Genomic DNA, 16,984 nt, shown 5'->3' with positions numbered 1-16,984 from the left:
TCGTTCAGTATATGCCTCGCCGGGTGCCGCGTGCCAGACTGAACGGGTGACGGACACGGTGGAGTCGGACACGCTGCGCCGGGGACGCCCCGGATACGACCAGCGCGGCATCCTCGAGGTCGCCGTGGCCGCGTTCAACGAGCACGGCTACGACGCGACCTCGATCGGGATGCTGGCGGAGCGGCTGGGGCTGTCGAAGTCGGCGATCTACCACCACGTCGCGTCCAAGGAGGAGCTTCTGCGGCTCGCGTTGGATGAAGCGCTCGACGGGTTGGAGGGCGTGCTGCGTGCGCCCGAGGCGACCGAGGGCCCCGCCGCCGACCGCCTGGCGTACGTGCTGCGCGGCGCGGTGCGGGTGCTCGCCGACCGGCTGCCGTACGTGACGCTGCTGCTGCGCGTCCGCGGCAACACCGAGGTGGAGCGTGCCGCGCTGGAGCGCCGCCGCGCGTTCGACCACGCCGTCGCCGCCCTCGTCGCCGAGGCCCGGGATGAGGGGAGCCTCCGCACCGACGCCGACCCCGCCGTCGTCGCCCGCCTCCTCTTCGGCATGATCAACTCGCTGACCGAGTGGTACACGCCCGAGGGCCCGCTCACCCCCGACGACCTCGCCGACACCATCCTCGCCCTCGCCCTCCGCTGACCCCGCCCCGCTCGGCGGCTAGGGACGCGGGCTACTTGGCGACGAGGGTGAGGACGTCGTAGGTGGCGACGAGCTCGTCGCGCTGGTTCAGGATGCGGGCGTCCCAGCGCACCTCGCCGTAGTCGTCGGTCTCGCGCGGGGTGATCTGCTTCGCGGTGAGGGCCACCCGGATGCTGTCGCCGGGGACGACCGGGGTGAGGAACCGCAGGTCCTCCAGGCCGTAGTTCGCGAGCACGGGACCGGGCTCGGGGTCGACGAACAGGCCCGCGGCCCACGACACCAGCAGGTAGCCGTGCGCCACCCGGCCGGGGAAGAACGGATTCGCGGCCGCCGCCTCCTCGTCCATGTGCGCGTAGAACGTGTCGCCGGTGGACGTCGCGAACTCCTCGATGTCGTCGAGCGTCACCCGGCGCGGCCCGGCCTGCACCTGGTCGCCGATCCGGAGTGTCGCGAGCGACTTGCGGAACGGGTGCGGCCCGTCCGCGCTCGCCGCGGCCCCTGGATGCCACACCCCGGTGATCGCGGTGAGCAGGTCGGGTGAGCCCTGCAGCGCGGTCCGCTGCATGTGGTGCAGCACGGCGCGGATCCCGCCCAGCTCCTCGCCGCCGCCGGCGCGGCCGGGACCGCCGTGGACGAGGTGCGGCATCGGCGACCCGTGCCCGGTGGAGGTGCGCGCGTCGTCCCGGTCGAGCACCAGGATGCGGCCGTTGTACGCCCCGGAGCCGAGCACGAAGGCGCGCGCGAACGCCGAGTCGTGCGTGGCGACGCTGGTGACCAGCGACCCGCCCCCACGCGCGACGAGCGACACCGCCTCGTCCGCGGTCTCGTACGGCAGGATGCTCGCGACCGGCCCGAACGCCTCGACCGTGTGCGCCTCGGGCGTCCACGCGTCCGCGAACCGCAGCAGTACGGGCGCGACGAACGCGCCCTCCGGGGCGGCCCCGACCGTCCCGTCGGCGCGCGTCACCGTCGGCTGGTCGAGCCCGCCGAGCACCAGCTCGCCGCCGGCCGCCACCAGCCGCGAGACCTGCCGCAGCACCTCCTCGCGCTGCCCGCGCGACGCGAGCGGCCCCATGGTCACGCCCTCCCCCGCGGGTCGCCCACGACGACGCGCGACGCGATCCGCTCCCGCACGGCGCCGATCACGTCGTCCACGAGCGTCGCCGGCACGATCGCGCGCCGGATCGCCGTGCACTTCTGCCCCGACTTGGCGGTCAGTTCGACGACCAGCCCCTTCACGTAGGCGTCGAACTCGGGCGTGCCGGTCACCGCGTCCGCTCCGAGCACGGACGCGTTGATGGAGTCGGTCTCGCTGGTGAACCGCACCCCGCCGGTCTGCACCGAGTCGTGCGCGCGCAGCTTCTCGGCGGTGGAGGCGGATCCGGTGAAGGCGACGAGGTCACCGAGCCGCAGGTGCTCGAACAGGTCGGGGACGCCGCCGCTGACCAGCTGCAGCGACCCGGCCGGGAGCAGCCCCGATTCCACCATGATCCGCACAGCCGCCTCGGCGATGAACGCGGTCGGCGTCGCCGGCTTCACCAGGGTCGGCATGCCGGCGAGGAACGACGGCCCCAGCTTCTCGAGCATCCCCCACACCGGGAAGTTGAACGCGTTGATCTGCACCGCGACGCCCGGGAGGCGCGTGTAGACGTGGCGGCCGAGGAAGCTGCCGTCCTTCGACAGCTGCTCCGCCGGTCCGTCGAGCACGACCTGTGCGTTGGGCAGCTCGCGGCGACCCTTCGAGCCATACGTGAACAGGGCGCCGATGCCGCCGTCCACGTCGATCCACGCGTCGGAGCGGGTGGCGCCGGACTGCAGCGACAGGTCGTACAGCTCGTCCTTCCGCTCGGTCAGCGCCTGCGCGAGCTGCTTGAGCAGCAGCGCCCGCTGATGGAACGTCAGCTCGCCGAGCGACGCCTGCCCGACCGTCCGGGCGTGCTCGAGCGCACCTGCGAGGTCGAGGCCCGCCGCGCTCACCTGCACGACGGGCGCGCCGGTGGACGCGTCCAGCACCTCGGCCGCGCCGCTCGCGTCGTCGGGCGTCCACCATCCATCGCGGACATAGCTGGGCAGCACCGTGCTGGGCAGGATCATGAGAGGCCTCCGGGAATCGAGGGGAGAGTGGATGCGTAAGCTGGCCGCATGGCCGACGGCGACTGGACGATCGAACTGGGCGAGCTCGATGTGAAGATGGGGGTGCGCATCCTGGAGCAGTCCGCGGAGCGCGTCGTGGCGACCATGCCGGTGGAGGGCAACCGCCAGTCGTTCGGGCTGCTGCACGGCGGCGCGTCCGTCGCCTTCGCCGAGGCGCTGGGGTCGTGGGCGGCGGTCATCCACGCCGGGCCGGGGCGCAGCGCGGTCGGGGTGGACATCAACGCGACGCACCACCGGTCGGCCCGCTCGGGCCTGGTGACCGGGGTCGCGACGGCCATCCGGCTGGGGCGCACGATCGCGTCCCACGAGATCGTCGTCAGCGACGAGGAGGGCAACCGGCTCTGCACGGCGCGCATCACAAACCTGATCATCGACGCCCCGGATCGGTAGGGGAGTCGCGCGTCCAGTCGTAGAACCCGTGCCCGGTCTTCTGCCCGAGCATCCCCTCGGCCACCATCCGGCGCAGCAGCTCCGGCGGCTCGAACCTCGGACCGAGCTCGCGCGCCAGGTACTCGGCGATGTCGAGCCGCACATCCAGGCCGACGATGTCGGTGAGCCGCAGTGGCCCGACCGGGTGCTTGTAGCCGAGGGTCATCGCCGTGTCGATGGCCTCCGGGGTGGCGACGCCCTCCTCGACCATCCGGATCGCCTCCAGCCCCAGCAGCACGCCGAGGCGCGAGGATGCGAAGCCGGGCGAGTCGCGGACCGTGATCGCCGTCTTGCCGAGCGCCGCGATCCAGCGGGCGGCGTCCTCCGCGGCGGATGGCGCGGTGGCCGATCCGGTCACCAGCTCGACCAGGGTGGAGGCGGGGACCGGGTTGAAGAAGTGCATCCCGAGAAACGCCCCCGGCCGCTCCAGCCCCTCCGCCAGCACGTCGATCGACAGCGACGACGTGTTGGTGGCGAGCACGGCATCCGCCGGGAGCAGGTCCTCCGCGCGGCGCAGCGCCTCGCGTTTGAGCCCGACGAGCTCGGGCACCGCCTCGATCGCGAACCCGGCACCGTTCAGTGCCTCCCAGGTGACCGTCACGAGCAGCCGCTCCGGGTCCGGAGCCGCCGCGCCCCGGCGGACGCTGCCCTCGACGTTCGCGAGGATGCGGTCGCGTGCCTCGGCGGCAGCGGGGTGGTCCCGCTCCACCACGACCACCTCGGCGCCGGCCATCAGGAACGCATGGGCGATTCCGGCACCCATACGCCCGCCGCCGATCACCGCGACCCTGTCCGGCAACGCGCTCATCGCGTCCTCCTCCGCTCCAGGAACTCCGTCATCCTCCGCCGCTTCTCCGGCGACTCGAACGCCTGCGCCTGCGCCTCCCGCTCGGCGGTGGGATGGTCGTCGAGCGGCGCGCGCAGCACCCGCTTGGTGAGGCGGGTGGCGAGCGGGTCGTTGGCGGCGATCCGGTCGGCGAGCGCCTGCGCGGCGGGAAGCAGGTCGTCGGGCTCGTGGAGGCTGCTGACGAGCCGGGCGGCCAGCGCTTCCTCTCCGGTCAGGATGCGCCCGGTGAGCACCAGCTCGGTCGCGAGCGGCAGGCCGACCAGCTGGGGGAGCCGCCAGAGCGCGCCGGCGGCGGCGATGATGCCGAGGCCGGTCTCGGGGTTGCCGATGCGAAGGCGCGGGGTGCCGATGCGCAGGTCCGCTGCGTACGCCAGCTCGGCGCCGCCGCCGAGCGCGTAGCCGTCGAGCGCGGCGATGACCGGCATCGGGAGGGCGGCCACCCGGGAGAAGATCGTGTCGTTGATGCCGCGTGCGGCGTCCTCCGCGGTCCGCTCGCGCAGCTGGGCGATGTCGGCCCCGGATGCGAACACGCCGTCCGCCCCGGTCAGGATGAGGATGCGCGGTTCGCGCTCGAGCTCCGCGCAGACCTCGTGCAGCTCGTCCACCATCCGCTGGTCGATCGCGTTGCGGCGGTCGGGCCGGTCGAGAGTGACGACGACCCGGTCGGGCGCCTCCTCGATGCGCAGCGCCTCGGTCATACCGCCTCCACGATCAGCGAGGTTCCCTGGCCGACGCCGACGCACATGGTGGCGAGTCCGCGCCGGGCGCCCTCCCGCTCCATCCGGCCGAGCAGGGTGACGAGGATGCGCGCCCCGCTCGACCCGAGTGCGTGGCCCAGCGCGATCGCGCCGCCGTCGGCGTTGACCGTGGCGGGTTCGAGACCCAGCCGCCGGATGCACGCGAGCGCCTGGCTGGCGAAGGCCTCGTTGAGCTCGACCGCGTCGAGGTCGGAGACGTCGAGTCCGGCGCGGGCGAGCGCCTTGCGCGTGGCGGGCACCGGCCCGAGGCCCATGACCTCCGGCGCGACGCCCGCGCTCGCCGCCGCGACGATCCGAGCCCGCGGGCTCAGCCCGTACCGCTCGACCGCTTCGCCGCTCGCGACCAGGATCGCCGACGCGCCGTCGTTGAGGGGGAGGCGTTGCCGGCGGTGACCACGCTGCCGCCCGCGACGACCGGCTTCAGTCGCGCCAGCGCCTCCATACTGCTGTCGCGCCGGATGCCCTCGTCGGCGGTGACCGCGCCGGCTGGAGTCTCGACCGCGAGCAGTTCGTCGTCGAAGCGTCCCGCATCCGCGGCGGCCGCTGCGCGCCGGTGGCTCTCGAGCGCGAACGCGTCGGCCTCCTCGCGCCCGATGCCGTCGATCCGTGCGACCTCCTCGGCCGTCTCGGGCATCGTGTAGGTCGCCTTGTCGCGGGCGAGCAGCCGGGGGTTGGTGAAGCGCCAGCCGATCGACGTGTCGTACTGCGGCCCGGGCTTCGCGAACGCGCGCTCGGGCTTGGCCTGCACCCATGGCGCACGCGTCATCGACTCGACGCCGCCGGCGACGACGAGGTCGGCATCCCCGGCCCGGATGGCCTGGGCCGCCTGGATCACCGCGGTGAGCCCGGAGGCGCACAGCCGGTTGACGGTCATGGCGGGCACCTCGTCGGGCAGCCCGGCGAGCAGCACGGCCATCCGCGCGACGTTGCGGTTGTCTTCGCCCGCCTGGTTCGCGGCCCCGAGGATGACCTCGTCGAGCGCGTCCGCGGGCGCTCCTCCGCGCCGGACGGCCTCCGCGACGACGAGAGCCGCGAGGTCGTCCGGGCGCACGGCCGCCAGCGCGCCGCCGTAGCGGCCGACCGGCGTGCGCACGCCGCCGACGAGGTAGGCCTCCGCCATCGCGCTCTCCCTCGAACCCGAATTACCGAACGATCGTTCAGTTGCTCCCATCGTTGCAGACGCCGCCCCCGCGGGCAACATCCCCGCGCCCCCACCGTCGAGTCCGCAGAGAGTGCACGCGACACGCCGCCGAGCCGTGCACTCTTCGCGGACTCGATGGAGCGCGGGGGAGCGGTGGGGTCAGGTCGGCGTCGGCAGGCGGCGGCGGGTCGCGACCTCGGCGTGGGCGACGATGTACGCGAGCACCGCGACCGTGCACACCACCGCCGCCAGCGCGGGGAGCAGCGCGCCGACCGGGATGAGCAGCAGGGGCAGCACGACGTTCGGCACCGCCCAGCGCAGCACCACCGGCAGCGGGTCGCCATAGCGCCGCGAGATGATCGCGTTCGTCAGGTAGAACAGCGCGATCCCGCCGCCCACGCAGACCGCGAGCGCGACCGGCAGCGGCTCGAACGGATGCGCGATTGCCTCCGCGAGCGCGGCCGACACGGCGGTCACCCCGGCCAGCAGCAGGAACGGCAGGAACGCCACCGTGTCCCGGATCCCGCGGACGTCCCTCCGCTCGCGCAGCCGATCGAGGCCCGTGCGCATCGCATCCACCCCGAACAGGAAGAACGACCACGCGAGGCCGCTCGCGACCAGCAGCGCGAGGAAGCCGACCACGCCGGCCGGCACGGTCCACGCGGACGACACGGCGGCGACCACGCTGAGCACGGTCTCCCCGAGCACGATGATGACGAGCAGCCCGAACCGCTCCGCCAGGTGCTCGACGTTCAGCGACTCGAACCGGCCCGACGCCCAGTGCGACGCCGTCGTCACCAGCAGGATGACCTCCACCGCGATCGCGACCGCCCACAGCACGTAGCCGGCGGGCTCCGGCAGGCCGATCGACACCACCCACAGCACCGCGGTGACCCCGTTGTATGCGGCGATCCGGAGGCGCGCCGACGGCCCGTCCCGCCAGGACAGCCGTACCCAGACGACGAGCAGCACGATCCGGATCGCCGCGTTGCCCGCCGCGAACAGCCACGCCCGCTCGCCGATCGCGTCCGGCGCCGCGACCGCCATCGCCCCGACCGCGAACATCGCCGCCAGCATGACGACCGAGAGGCCGCGCCGGGTGAGCTGCGTCGAGACGTTCACGACGAACGTCAGGTTGCCCCACGACCACCACACCGCGGCGAACAGCACGAGGAAGACCCCGATGGACGCGAACCCGGGATGGACGTGCAGCCCGTGCGCGAGCTGCCCGACGAGGGCGACGAAGATCAGGTCGAAGAACAGCTCCATCCAGTCGGCCCGCGAGGGGTCGCGGTCACCGCGCCGGAGGGGGAGCCGCGGCGTCATCGCAGGTCGTGGTCCTCGAACACGAGCGACGTCTTCGTGTCGCGCACCGACGGGATGCTGGTCAGCTCCTCGAGCACCACGCGCCGCAGGTCCTCGTTGTCGCGGGCCCGCACCAGCAGGATGACGTCGAAGTCGCCGCCGACCAGTGCGAAGTGCTCCACCTCGGGGATGCCCTGCAGCCGGTCGCGCAGGTCGTGCCAGTCCGCCTGCTCGACGCGCAGCGTGACGTACGCGGAGGAGGCGCGGCCGGAGAGGCGCGGGTCCACCTTCGCCGTGAAGCCCGTGATGACGCCCTCCGAGACGAGCCGCGACACCCGCGCGTAGGCGTTGGCGCGCGAGACGTGCGCCGACTCGGCGACCGCCGTGATGGAGGCGCGGCCGTCCGCGCGCAGAGCGTCCAGGATCCGTACGTCGATGTCGTCCATGGTGGTGGACAGTCTGGCACCGAACGCGCGCGGGCGCATCCATTCGTCTCATTTCTGCGCAGTCCGTAGCGCGGAGCGTCCGGCGAAGTCATCCTGGGGAGGAGCGACGTCTTTCGAAGGAGAACAGATGCACGCGGACGATCTGCTGCCCGGCGACACCCCGCTGCGGCTCATCGACCAGGATGGCCGTCACCACCCCGACGACCGCTACCCGATCCCGTCCACCGCCGCCCTGCTCGACGGGTACCGGCGGCTGGTGCTCGCGCGCCGGATCAACGACCAGGCGGACGCGCTGGTGCGCCAGGGCAAGCTCGCCGTCTATCCGTCGTCGCACGGGCAGGAGGCCTGCGAGGTCGCCGCCGCCATGGTGCTGGACGACCAGGACTGGCTGTTCCCGACCTACCGCGACACCGTGGCCGTCATCGAGCGCGGGGTCGACCCGTTCGAGGCGTTCGTTCTGCTGCGCGGCGACTGGCACTCCGGATACGACCCGGGCGTCCACCACGTCGCCCCGCAGTCCACGCCGCTCGCGACGCAGCTGCTGCACGCGGTCGGCTTCGCCCACGCCGCCCGGATGCGCGGCGAGGACACCGTCGTCCTCGCGCTGTGCGGCGACGGTGCCACCAGCGAGGGCGACTTCCACGAAGCGCTCAACTTCGCCGCGGTGTTCCACCTCCCGGTGGTCTTCCTCGTGCAGAACAACGGCTACGCGATCTCGGTGCCGCTCAGCCGTCAGACCGCCGCGCCCAGCATCGCCCACAAGGGCATCGGCTACGGGATGCGCGGCCGCCTCGTCGACGGCAACGACCTGGCCGCTCTCCTGGCCGTTCTGGGAGAGGCCGTGACCGAGGCGCGCGAGGGCGGCGGCCCCACCCTGGTGGAGGCGCTGACCTACCGGATGAAGTCGCACACCAACGCGGATGACGCGACCCGCTACCGCACCGCCGACGAGGTGGAGCCGTGGGTCGCCCGCGATCCGCTCCTCCGGTTGCGCACGTGGCTGACCGCCGAGGGTGCGCTGGACGAGGGCGACGACGCCGAGGCGCACGCTCACGCGGAGCGGATCGCGGCCGAGCTGCGCACGGCCGTCATGGCCGACGCCGAGCCGCACCCCGAGGACCTGTTCACGCACGTCTACGCGACACCCACCCCGCAGCTGCGGGAGCAAGCGGCTCAGCTCGCGGACGAGCTCGCGGCGGGCGCCGCATCCACCCGCGCATCCACCGAGGAGGTCGCCCGATGACGCTCATGCACGACGCCCCCGCCTCGCCCGGCGCCGCCGACGCGCCGGTCACGATGACCATGGCGCAGGCGCTCAACCGCGCACTCGCGGACGCACTCGCCGCCGACCCGTCCGTCCTCGTCTTCGGCGAGGACGTCGGCACGCTTGGCGGCGTGTTCCGCATCACGGACGGCCTCACCGCCCGCTTCGGCGAGGACCGCTGCTTCGACACCCCGCTCGCCGAGTCCGGCATCGTGGGCACGGCGGTCGGCATGGCGATGAACGGGATGCGCCCGGTCGTCGAGATGCAGTTCGACGCCTTCGCCTACCCCGCGTTCGAGCAGGTGGTCGACCACGTCGCCAAGATGGGGAACCGCACTCGCGGTGCCATCCGCCTGCCGATGGTCATCCGCATCCCCTACGCGGGCGGGATCGGCGGGGTGGAGCACCACTCCGACTCCTCCGAGGGGTACTACGTGCACACGCCCGGACTCACCGTGGTGTCGACGGCGACCCCGCAGGACGCGTACGGGCTGCTGCGCGCGGCGATCGAATATCCCGACCCGGTCGTGTTCCTCGAGCCGAAGAAGCTGTACTGGTCGACCGGCGAGGTCGACACGCAGGCGCCGCTGCCCGAGCTCGGCCGCGCGCGCGTCGCCCGAGAGGGGACCGACGCGACCCTCATCGCCTACGGCCCGTCGGTGCCGATCGCGCTCGCCGCGGCCGAGGCCGCCACCGAGGACGGCCGCAGCCTCGGCGTGATCGACCTCCGCTCGCTCGTGCCCTTCGACGACGAGACGGTGTGCGATGCCGTCCGCGCGACCGGCCGCGCGGTCGTCATCGCCGAGGCGCCCGGCTTCGCCAGCATGGCCGCCGAGATCGCGGCCCGCGTCTCGGAGCGCTGCTTCCACCACCTCCTCGCGCCGGTCCGACGGGTCACCGGCTTCGACACACCGTTCGCGCCGCCGAAGCTCGAGAAGTTCTACCTGCCCGACGTGGACCGGGTGCTGGACGCGGTGGATGCGCTGCAGTGGGAGGACGAATGAGCGCGCGTGTGTTCACCCTCCCGGACCTCGGGGAGGGCCTGACCGACGCCGAGTTGGTGCGCTGGCTGGTCGCCGTCGGCGACACGGTCGCGACCGAGCAGCCGATCGCCGAGGTCGAGACAGCCAAGTCGGTCGTCGAGGTGCCGTCGCCGTACGCCGGGACGGTCGCGGCGCTCCACGGGGAGGAGGGGGAGACCATCCTCGTCGGGGCGCCGCTGATCGAGGTGGAGGAGGCGGCGGCCGCTGAAGCCGCGCCGGCCGCCGCGTCCGGCTCCGGGCAGGTGCTGGTCGGCTACGGGACCGTGGAGCACGGCGCTCGCCGCCGCCGCGCCGCCAGCGGGTCGACGCTCACCGCGTCCCGCCCGGCCGTCGCATCGGCGGCCGCGCCGCCCTCGCGAAGCGTCGTGCCGGTGATCTCGCCGGTCATCCGCGCGCTGGCCCGCAGCCACGGCATCGACCTGACCACCCTTCGACCGAGCCGACCCGACGGGGTGATCACGCGCCACGACGTGGAGGCCGCCTTCGCGACGGCGCCAACCGCACCTGCGGCGCCGACCGCGCCCGCGGTGCCGACCGAACCGGCCGCCGCCCCTCCCGCCGCCGGCGCGCCCGACTCCCGCACCGGCCTCACCATCGCGGCCACCACCCCGTTCTCGCGCCTCCGCCGCACGGTCGCCGAGACGATGACCCGCAGCCGCTCCGAGATCCCCGAGGCGACCGTCTGGGTCGACGTGGACGCGACCGACCTCTGGGAGGGACGCCGCCGCCTCGCGCGCGACGGCCGCGCTCCGTCCTTCCTCGCCTTCGTGTCGCGCTTCGCCCTCGCGGCGCTCGCCCGGCATCCCGAACTCGCCGGCCGGGTGACCCCGGACGGCCAGGGCATCACCACCTTCGACGGCGTGAACCTCGGCTTCGCCGCCGACACCGACCGCGGCCTGCTCGTGCCGGTCGTCCGCCGGGCCGACCGGCTGTCGGTCCGCGAGCTCGACGCCGAGCTCGACCGGCTCGCCCGCGCCGCGCGCGACGGGACGCTGCCCCCGGCCGACCTCACCGGCTCCACCTTCACGATCAACAACTACGGCAGCTTGGGCGTGGACGGCAGCGCCGCGATCATCAACCACCCCGAGGTCGCGATCCTCGGCCTCGGCCGCGCGATCGAGCGCCCCTGGGTGGTCGACGGCGCGATCGTGCCGCGGCGCACCCTGCAGCTCTCGCTGGTCTTCGATCACCGGGTCACCGACGGCGGGGTCGCGGCGGGCTTCCTGCGCGAGGTCGCGGACGCGATCGAGTCGCCGCTCGGGATCCTCGCCGACACGCCCGGACCGTTGGGCGCCCGGGCGTAGGGTGACGACATGAGCGACAAGAAGAACGACGACGACTACGACCTCAGCGAGGAGAAGGAAGTCGCGCCCGAGGAGAACATCGACTGGCTGCCCCATCCGGAGCCTACCGACGGCGACGCACCCGCCCCCTGATGAGGCCAGGAAGCGGTCAGTCGCGGGCATAGGGTGAGGGGAGTGACCCCTCGCTCCCTCCCGCTCTGGCTCGCCCTCGTCTTCGCACTGCTCTGCGGTGCGCTGGTCGCCATCCAGTCCCGGATCAACGGCGAGCTCGGCAGTCGGCTGGGCGACGGCTTCACCGCGGCCGCGATCTCGTTCGGGTCGGGCCTCATCATCCTCACCGTCGGGCTGGCCATCGCGCCAGCCGGCCGCCGGGGCCTCGCGAAGGTGCGCGAAGCGCTGGTGACGCGCCGCATCCGCTGGTGGTACGTCTGCGGCGGCGCAGCGGGTTCCTTCCTCGTGCTCTCGCAGGGGATCGCCGCCGCCGCCCTCGGCGTCGCCCTGTTCACCGTCGCCGTCGTCGCGGGCCAGACGATCAGCGGCCTCGTGCTCGACCGTGTCGGCATCGGCCCGGGCGGACGCCGTCCGCTGACCGCCGCGCGCCTCGTGGGCGCCGTGCTCGCGCTCGGCGCCGTGACCTGGGCCGTCTCGGCGCAGTTCGGCGGCAGCGCCCCGGTGTGGCTGATGATCCTGCCGTTCATCGCCGGACTCGGCACCGGCTGGCAGCAGGCGGTCAACGGCCAGGTCCGCGCGATCGCCGAGAGCGCCCTGAGCGCCACCTTCATCAACTTCGCGACCGGCACGACCGTCCTCGTCGTCCTGATGCTCGTCCGATGGGGGATCGGCGGCCTGCCGAAGTCGCTCCCGGCCGAGCCGTGGCTCTACATCGGCGGCGCGCTCGGCTGCGTCTTCATCGGGGTGACGTCACTGCTGGTGCGCATCACGGGCGTCCTGCTGCTGGGACTCGCGACCGTCGCCGGTCAGCTCGCCTCCGCGCTGCTCCTCGACCTGCTGATTCCGACCTCTGGACACGCCCTCGCGTTCTCCACGATCGGCGGCACCCTGCTCGCCATCGTCGCCGTGGCCATCGCGAGCATGCGGTGGCGCTGGAGCAGCCGGGCCGCCTGACGCTCAGCCCTGGTAGTTGGCGCCGACGACGACCGTGATGTCGGCCCCGGTGTCCGAGAACGCCGTGCTCTGCTGGACGGTCGCCCCCGGCAGCGACTGGGCCACGCCGAGCGCCGCCGCCTGATTCTTCGGGTCGCCGTAGTAGACGATGGTGCTCGCGAGGTCCGACTTGTCGGCGTTCGCGGTCGCCCCGACCTTCCAGCCCGCGGCGGTCAGCTTGTCGCCGACCTGGCCCGCCAGACCCTCCCGGGTGGTGCCGTTGAGGACGTTCACGCTGAGCGACGGGTCCACTGTCGGCACGATGGTCGGCGTCGGAGTGGGCGTGGGGGTCGAGGACGCCGACGTCTTCGAGGGGACGACGTCGCGCCGTGGAAGCTGATGCTCCCGTTCACCAGCGACAGCCCGAAGATGCCGGCGCCGACGAGCACGAGCGTCGCGAGGACCGCCCAGCCGACCGCGATCCAGCCGCGGCCCTTCGGACGCGGTGCACGGTGGGCGCCGACACGGGTCAGGTCTTCCGGGATCTCGTCGAAGCGGTCGCGGGGGAACTTCTCTGTCATCGGGTGATGCGGTCCTTGAGGTCAGTCGGCGGACGGGAGTGTCCGCGCGTGTCGTGCGGCCAGCCTCGCCTCGCGGAGCCGCAGCAGCCTCTTGACGAGCATGGGGTCGTGGCGCAGAGCCGCCGGACGGTCGATCAGCGCACCGAGCAACTGATAATACCGAGCCGCCGAGAGACCGAACTCTTCGCGTATGGCCTGCTCCTTGGCTCCGGCGTGCCGCCACCACTGGCGTTCGAACGCGAGGATCGCGGCATCCCGATCGCTCAGCTGCTCCGTGTCCGAGGGCTCGCGTTCGGCCGCAGGCCGTCCGTCGGCTGACCGGGTCACGCGCACCGCCTTCCCTCGTCACGGACGCCGGGCGGGACCGGCATCCCGGACGCCCCGCGTTCGACGTCATCCTAGGGTGCCCGTCCTGTGTGTTGTCGTCATGTCGCGGCACGTCGCTGTTCTCTTCCCGTTCCGGGAACAGACGTCCAGGCAGGCCGTCTACCCTTGTGAACGACGAAAGGAACGGCATGGTCCAGAACGACGGCACGGCTCAGGAGGACTACGTGGTCGAGAAGACCGACGATCAGTGGCGTGAGGAGCTGAGCCCCGAACAGTACGCGGTGCTCCGCCAGGCCGGCACCGAGCGTCCCTGGACCGGGGAGCTCCTGGACGAGAGCCGCGCCGGCCTCTACACCTGCGCCGCCTGCGGTGCGGAGCTGTTCCAGTCCGGCACCAAGTTCGACTCCGGATGCGGCTGGCCGAGCTTCTACGAGTCCGTCCGCCCCGAGGCGGTGCAGCTGCTCGAGGACGACAGCCTTGGCATGGTCCGCACCGAGGTGCGGTGCGCCACCTGCGGCTCGCACCTGGGGCATGTCTTCCCCGACGGCTTCGGCACGCCGACCGGCGACCGCTACTGCATGAACTCGATCTCGCTGAACTTCACGCCGGAGGCCTGAGTGGGCGACCTCGCCGGGCGCGTGGCCGCGCGCCGGTCCTACTCGCGCGTCACGCCGGATGCCCCGACCCACGACGAGCTGCTGCCGCTGGTGGCCGCGGCCGGGCGGGTCGCCGACCACAGCGCCCTGCACCCGTGGCGGATCATCGAGCTGCGCGGCGAGGCGCGGAAGCGGCTCGGCGAGGCGTTCGTGAAGGATGCGCATGCCTCGGGCTCCGACGCCGAGAAGCTGGCGGCCAAGCCGCTCCGCTCCTCCCTTCTGCTCGCCATCGTCTCGGTGCGCACGAAGAGTGAGAAGGTGCCCGGCTGGGAGCAGGACGCGGTCGCCTCGGGCGTCGCGCACATCCTGAGCCTGCTGCTGCACGACGCCGGCTGGGGGTCATGTGGCGCACCGGTCACCACACCCGCTCGAAGGCGGTGCACCGGATGCACGGACTCGCCAAGAACGAGCGGCTGCTGGGGTGGCTGTACGTGGGCGGTATCCCCGCCGACAGCAAGGAGGGTCACCGCACCTCGATCGACCCCGAACGGTTCCTCTCGAACCTCGGCTGACCCCTCTCCTTCCCTTCTGTTACGCGGGTGTTTCCGTTTCGAATCATTTCTGTACGGATTCGTTAAAACACTGGCGCTGCCCGGTATTGCACGCATTAGGATCGGGATTCAACGTGCGGCGTCGGATCGCGCGAGCGACACAGCAATGGGAGTAATGAATGGCGAACGGGACCGTGAAGTGGTTCAACGCTGAGAAGGGCTACGGCTTCATCACCGTGGACGGTGGGGGACAGGACGTTTTCGTCCATTACTCCGCGATCGACATGAACGGGTACAAGGTTCTCGAAGAGGGCCAGCAGGTCGTGTTCGAGGTCGGCTCCGGGCAAAGGGCCCGCAGGCCGAGTCGGTGCGCCTGGCCTGAGCCTCTTCAGCTAGGAAAGTACGAACGCCGCCCCCGACGGGGGCGGCGTTTCGTCGTCTTGCACTCCACCGTCCCGAGTGCCAGAATCGGTTTAGCACTCCATCTGTCTGAGTGCTAATCACACGGAATCTTTCGCAGACGTCCGGGAGGGACGAGAAACACATGGCAAAGATCATTGCTTTCGACGAGGACGCCCGCCGCGGCCTCGAGCGCGGCCTGAACACCCTGGCCGACACGGTCAAGGTGACGCTGGGCCCGCGTGGTCGCAACGTCGTCCTCGAGAAGAAGTGGGGCGCCCCGACCATCACGAACGACGGCGTCTCCATCGCGAAGGAGATCGAGCTCGACGACCCGTACGAGAAGATCGGCGCGGAGCTCGTCAAGGAGGTCGCGAAGAAGACCGACGACGTCGCCGGTGACGGCACCACCACGGCGACCGTGCTCGCCCAGGCCCTGGTCAAGGAGGGCCTGCGCAACGTCGCGGCCGGCGCGGACCCCATCACGCTGAAGCGCGGCATCGAGAAGGCCGTCGCGGCGGTCACCGACGAGCTCATCGCCTCCGCCAAGGAGGTCGAGACCAAGGAGGAGATCGCGGCCACCGCGTCCATCTCCGCCGGCGACACCACCATCGGCGAGATCATCGCCGAGGCGATCGACAAGGTCGGCAAGGAGGGCGTCGTCACCGTCGAGGAGTCGAACACCTTCGGCACCGAGCTCGAGCTGACCGAGGGCATGCGCTTCGACAAGGGCTTCCTGTCGCAGTACTTCGTCACCGACCAGGACCGCCAGGAGGCGGTGTTCGAGGACCCGTACATCCTCATCGCGAACCAGAAGATCAGCAACATCAAGGACCTTCTGCCGATCGTCGACAAGGTGATCCAGGCCAACAAGCCGCTCCTCATCATCGCTGAGGACGTCGACGGCGAGGCGCTGGCGACCCTGATCGTCAACAAGATCCGCGGCATCTTCAAGTCCGTCGCCGTCAAGGCTCCGGGCTTCGGCGACCGCCGCAAGGCCATGCTGCAGGACATCGCGATCCTCACCGGCGGCCAGGTCATCTCCGAGGAGGTCGGCCTCAAGCTCGAGAACGTCACCCTCGACCTGCTCGGCCAGGCCCGCAAGGTCGTCATCACCAAGGACGAGACCACCATCGTCGAGGGCGCGGGCGACCCCGAGGCCATCGCCGGCCGCGTGCAGCAGATCCGCAACGAGATCGAGTCGACCGACTCGGACTACGACCGCGAGAAGCTGCAGGAGCGTCTTGCCAAGCTCGCGGGCGGCGTCGCCGTCATCAAGGCGGGCGCGGCCACCGAGGTCGAGCTCAAGGAGCGCAAGCACCGCATCGAGGACGCCGTCCGCAACGCGAAGGCCGCCGTCGAGGAGGGCATCGTCGCCGGTGGTGGCGTGGCCCTCATCCAGGCCGGCAAGACCGCGTTCGAGAAGCTGGAGCTCTCGGGTGACGAGGCCACCGGCGCGAACATCGTCAAGGTCGCCATCGAGGCTCCGCTGAAGCAGATCGCCATCAACGCGGGCCTCGAGGCCGGCGTCGTCGTCGAGAAGGTCCGCAACCTCCCGGTCGGCCACGGCCTCAACGCCGCGACCGGCGAGTACGTCGACATGCTCGCCTCCGGCATCAACGACCCGGTGAAGGTCACCCGCTCGGCGCTGCAGAACGCCGCGTCCATCGCGGGCCTGTTCCTCACCACCGAGGCCGTCGTCGCCGACAAGCCCGAGAAGAACCCGGCTCCGGTCGGCGACCCGGGCGCGGGCATGGACTTCTAAGTCCTTAGCTACACGCAGAGGGCGTCTCCCCATCGGGGAGGCGCCCTCTTCGCGTGCACGCCGTGAATCTAGTGGTCCCAACACGCCGTTATCCGGTGCCCTATAACGGCGTGTTGGGACCACTCGTTGTCGGCCGGCTCCTACGTGACCGCCCCCGCGAGCGTGGCTACGTTGCCACCCTCACCATCGTCCTCGCGCGTCCTCGACGATCGCCGAAGAGCGGACCTCTGAACGAGGCCGGTCAACCGTGAGGAGGGCTGATAGGTCCGAGTCGCCTCCGCGCGCATCGCCACGGGCGATCAGATCGTCGAGGAGGGCACCCGTGCGGTC

Annotated in this window: 17 protein-coding genes and 4 pseudogenes; 11 read left to right on the top strand and 10 right to left on the bottom strand. The window is 71.9% G+C overall.

Translation table 11 applies throughout. The annotated features are described in order from the left end of the window. Positions 1–46: 46 nt before the first annotated feature. Positions 47–640, top strand: a complete 594-nt coding sequence (locus ACRAWB_RS08740) for a TetR/AcrR family transcriptional regulator (RefSeq protein ID WP_431352984.1) — start codon at positions 47–49, stop codon at positions 638–640. A 31-nt stretch (positions 641–671) separates the two neighbouring features. On the opposite strand, the gene ACRAWB_RS08735 is transcribed toward ACRAWB_RS08740, so the two are convergent. Further along, entirely contained in the window at positions 672–1,205 is a 534-nt protein-coding gene (locus ACRAWB_RS08735; RefSeq protein ID WP_431353167.1) for a MaoC/PaaZ C-terminal domain-containing protein, read from the bottom strand. A 228-nt stretch (positions 1,206–1,433) separates the two neighbouring features. Next, a pseudogene (locus ACRAWB_RS08730) lies at positions 1,434–2,734 on the bottom strand (aldehyde dehydrogenase family protein); the annotation flags it as partial. 48 nt (positions 2,735–2,782) lie between these two features. Between ACRAWB_RS08730 and ACRAWB_RS08725 the strand changes: the two are divergent. Next, positions 2,783–3,184, top strand: a complete 402-nt coding sequence (locus ACRAWB_RS08725; protein WP_431352983.1) for a PaaI family thioesterase — start codon at positions 2,783–2,785, stop codon at positions 3,182–3,184. On the opposite strand, the gene ACRAWB_RS08720 is transcribed toward ACRAWB_RS08725, so the two are convergent. The 5 genes and pseudogenes from ACRAWB_RS08720 to ACRAWB_RS08700 form a co-directional block, all read right to left on the bottom strand. Beyond that, positions 3,162–4,031 (bottom strand): 3-hydroxyacyl-CoA dehydrogenase family protein, encoded by an 870-nt coding sequence (locus tag ACRAWB_RS08720; RefSeq protein WP_431352982.1) that lies wholly within the window; start codon positions 4,029–4,031, stop codon positions 3,162–3,164. The two genes, ACRAWB_RS08725 and ACRAWB_RS08720, sit on opposite strands and share 23 nt — an antisense overlap. Continuing rightward, positions 4,028–4,768, bottom strand: coding sequence for an enoyl-CoA hydratase/isomerase family protein (locus ACRAWB_RS08715; protein ID WP_431352981.1), 741 nt, complete (start codon positions 4,766–4,768; stop codon positions 4,028–4,030). Before ACRAWB_RS08715 ends, ACRAWB_RS08720 begins: the two co-directional genes overlap by 4 nt. Further along, positions 4,765–5,948: pseudogene (locus ACRAWB_RS08710) on the bottom strand (thiolase family protein). Before ACRAWB_RS08710 ends, ACRAWB_RS08715 begins: the two are co-directional and overlap by 4 nt. 180 nt (positions 5,949–6,128) lie before the next feature. Continuing rightward, a complete protein-coding gene (locus ACRAWB_RS08705; RefSeq protein WP_431352980.1) occupies positions 6,129–7,295 on the bottom strand; it encodes a low temperature requirement protein A in 1,167 nt (388 codons plus the stop codon). Beyond that, positions 7,292–7,720 (bottom strand): Lrp/AsnC family transcriptional regulator, encoded by a 429-nt coding sequence (locus ACRAWB_RS08700; protein WP_431352979.1) that lies wholly within the window; start codon positions 7,718–7,720, stop codon positions 7,292–7,294. The genes ACRAWB_RS08705 and ACRAWB_RS08700 overlap by 4 nt, the downstream gene beginning before the upstream one ends. A 127-nt stretch (positions 7,721–7,847) precedes the next feature. On the opposite strand from ACRAWB_RS08700, the gene pdhA reads away from it, so the two are divergent. From pdhA to ACRAWB_RS08675, 5 genes are read left to right on the top strand one after another with little or no spacing between them, the layout of a single operon-like run. Continuing rightward, positions 7,848–8,963, top strand: a complete 1,116-nt coding sequence (gene pdhA / locus ACRAWB_RS08695; protein WP_431352978.1) for a pyruvate dehydrogenase (acetyl-transferring) E1 component subunit alpha — start codon at positions 7,848–7,850, stop codon at positions 8,961–8,963. After that, positions 8,960–9,988 (top strand): alpha-ketoacid dehydrogenase subunit beta, encoded by a 1,029-nt coding sequence (locus tag ACRAWB_RS08690; protein ID WP_431352977.1) that lies wholly within the window; start codon positions 8,960–8,962, stop codon positions 9,986–9,988. The genes pdhA and ACRAWB_RS08690 overlap by 4 nt, the downstream gene beginning before the upstream one ends. Continuing rightward, positions 9,985–11,331, top strand: a complete 1,347-nt coding sequence (locus ACRAWB_RS08685; protein ID WP_431352976.1) for a dihydrolipoamide acetyltransferase family protein — start codon at positions 9,985–9,987, stop codon at positions 11,329–11,331. The genes ACRAWB_RS08690 and ACRAWB_RS08685 overlap by 4 nt, the downstream gene beginning before the upstream one ends. Positions 11,332–11,340: 9 nt before the next feature. Further along, positions 11,341–11,463: a hypothetical protein gene (locus ACRAWB_RS08680; protein ID WP_431218569.1), complete on the top strand. Its 123-nt coding sequence runs from the start codon at positions 11,341–11,343 to the stop codon at positions 11,461–11,463. A 42-nt stretch (positions 11,464–11,505) separates the two neighbouring features. Continuing rightward, on the top strand, positions 11,506–12,456 hold the full coding sequence (locus ACRAWB_RS08675; RefSeq protein ID WP_431352975.1) for a DMT family transporter: 951 nt from the start codon (positions 11,506–11,508) through the stop codon (positions 12,454–12,456). A 3-nt stretch (positions 12,457–12,459) separates the two neighbouring features. Here the strand turns inward: ACRAWB_RS08675 and ACRAWB_RS08670 are convergent, their stop codons facing one another. From ACRAWB_RS08670 to ACRAWB_RS08660, 3 genes are read right to left on the bottom strand one after another with little or no spacing between them, the layout of a single operon-like run. Beyond that, positions 12,460–12,756, bottom strand: a complete 297-nt coding sequence (locus ACRAWB_RS08670; protein ID WP_431352974.1) for a LytR C-terminal domain-containing protein — start codon at positions 12,754–12,756, stop codon at positions 12,460–12,462. Continuing rightward, positions 12,726–13,016, bottom strand: a complete 291-nt coding sequence (locus ACRAWB_RS08665; protein WP_431352973.1) for a hypothetical protein — start codon at positions 13,014–13,016, stop codon at positions 12,726–12,728. The genes ACRAWB_RS08670 and ACRAWB_RS08665 overlap by 31 nt, the downstream gene beginning before the upstream one ends. 21 nt (positions 13,017–13,037) lie before the next feature. Next, positions 13,038–13,349 carry a DUF3263 domain-containing protein gene (locus tag ACRAWB_RS08660; RefSeq protein WP_431352972.1) on the bottom strand — a complete coding sequence of 104 codons (312 nt, stop codon included), beginning with the start codon at positions 13,347–13,349 and terminating at the stop codon, positions 13,038–13,040. Between the two features lie 182 nt (positions 13,350–13,531). On the opposite strand from ACRAWB_RS08660, the gene msrB reads away from it, so the two are divergent. The 4 genes and pseudogenes from msrB (at position 13,532) to groL (ending at position 16,654) form a co-directional block, all read left to right on the top strand. Then, a complete protein-coding gene (gene msrB, locus ACRAWB_RS08655) occupies positions 13,532–13,960 on the top strand; it encodes a peptide-methionine (R)-S-oxide reductase MsrB (RefSeq protein WP_431352971.1) in 429 nt (142 codons plus the stop codon). Beyond that, positions 13,961–14,511, top strand: a pseudogene (locus ACRAWB_RS08650) (nitroreductase family protein). A gap of 158 nt (positions 14,512–14,669) precedes the next feature. After that, a pseudogene (locus ACRAWB_RS08645) lies at positions 14,670–14,872 on the top strand (cold-shock protein). 162 nt (positions 14,873–15,034) lie between these two features. Then, entirely contained in the window at positions 15,035–16,654 is a 1,620-nt protein-coding gene (groL, locus tag ACRAWB_RS08640) for a chaperonin GroEL (RefSeq protein ID WP_431352970.1), read from the top strand. Positions 16,655–16,984: the final 330 nt, after the last annotated feature.

This window comes from Leifsonia poae, assembly GCF_050632865.1.
Taxonomy (GTDB): Bacteria; Actinomycetota; Actinomycetes; order Actinomycetales; family Microbacteriaceae; genus Leifsonia; species Leifsonia poae_B.
The sequence above is the reverse complement of the archived record's forward strand: the minus strand, read 5'-3'. Positions and strand labels throughout refer to the sequence as shown.

What these genes read in the sequence shown, in the direction of transcription:
- groL (WP_431352970.1), top strand. Translation starts at nt 15,035, where the DNA reads ATGGCAAAGATCATTGCTTTCGACGAGGACGCCCGCCGCGGCCTCGAG.
- pdhA (WP_431352978.1), top strand. Translation starts at nt 7,848, where the DNA reads ATGCACGCGGACGATCTGCTGCCCGGCGACACCCCGCTGCGGCTCATC.
- ACRAWB_RS08720 (WP_431352982.1), bottom strand. Translation starts at nt 4,031, where the DNA reads ATGAGCGCGTTGCCGGACAGGGTCGCGGTGATCGGCGGCGGGCGTATG.
- ACRAWB_RS08725 (WP_431352983.1), top strand. Translation starts at nt 2,783, where the DNA reads ATGGCCGACGGCGACTGGACGATCGAACTGGGCGAGCTCGATGTGAAG.
- ACRAWB_RS08700 (WP_431352979.1), bottom strand. Translation starts at nt 7,720, where the DNA reads ATGGACGACATCGACGTACGGATCCTGGACGCTCTGCGCGCGGACGGC.
- ACRAWB_RS08735 (WP_431353167.1), bottom strand. Translation starts at nt 1,205, where the DNA reads ATGCAGCGGACCGCGCTGCAGGGCTCACCCGACCTGCTCACCGCGATC.
- ACRAWB_RS08715 (WP_431352981.1), bottom strand. Translation starts at nt 4,768, where the DNA reads ATGACCGAGGCGCTGCGCATCGAGGAGGCGCCCGACCGGGTCGTCGTC.
- msrB (WP_431352971.1), top strand. Translation starts at nt 13,532, where the DNA reads ATGGTCCAGAACGACGGCACGGCTCAGGAGGACTACGTGGTCGAGAAG.
- ACRAWB_RS08705 (WP_431352980.1), bottom strand. Translation starts at nt 7,295, where the DNA reads ATGACGCCGCGGCTCCCCCTCCGGCGCGGTGACCGCGACCCCTCGCGG.
- ACRAWB_RS08680 (WP_431218569.1), top strand. Translation starts at nt 11,341, where the DNA reads ATGAGCGACAAGAAGAACGACGACGACTACGACCTCAGCGAGGAGAAG.
- ACRAWB_RS08685 (WP_431352976.1), top strand. Translation starts at nt 9,985, where the DNA reads ATGAGCGCGCGTGTGTTCACCCTCCCGGACCTCGGGGAGGGCCTGACC.
- ACRAWB_RS08690 (WP_431352977.1), top strand. Translation starts at nt 8,960, where the DNA reads ATGACGCTCATGCACGACGCCCCCGCCTCGCCCGGCGCCGCCGACGCG.
- ACRAWB_RS08665 (WP_431352973.1), bottom strand. Translation starts at nt 13,016, where the DNA reads ATGACAGAGAAGTTCCCCCGCGACCGCTTCGACGAGATCCCGGAAGAC.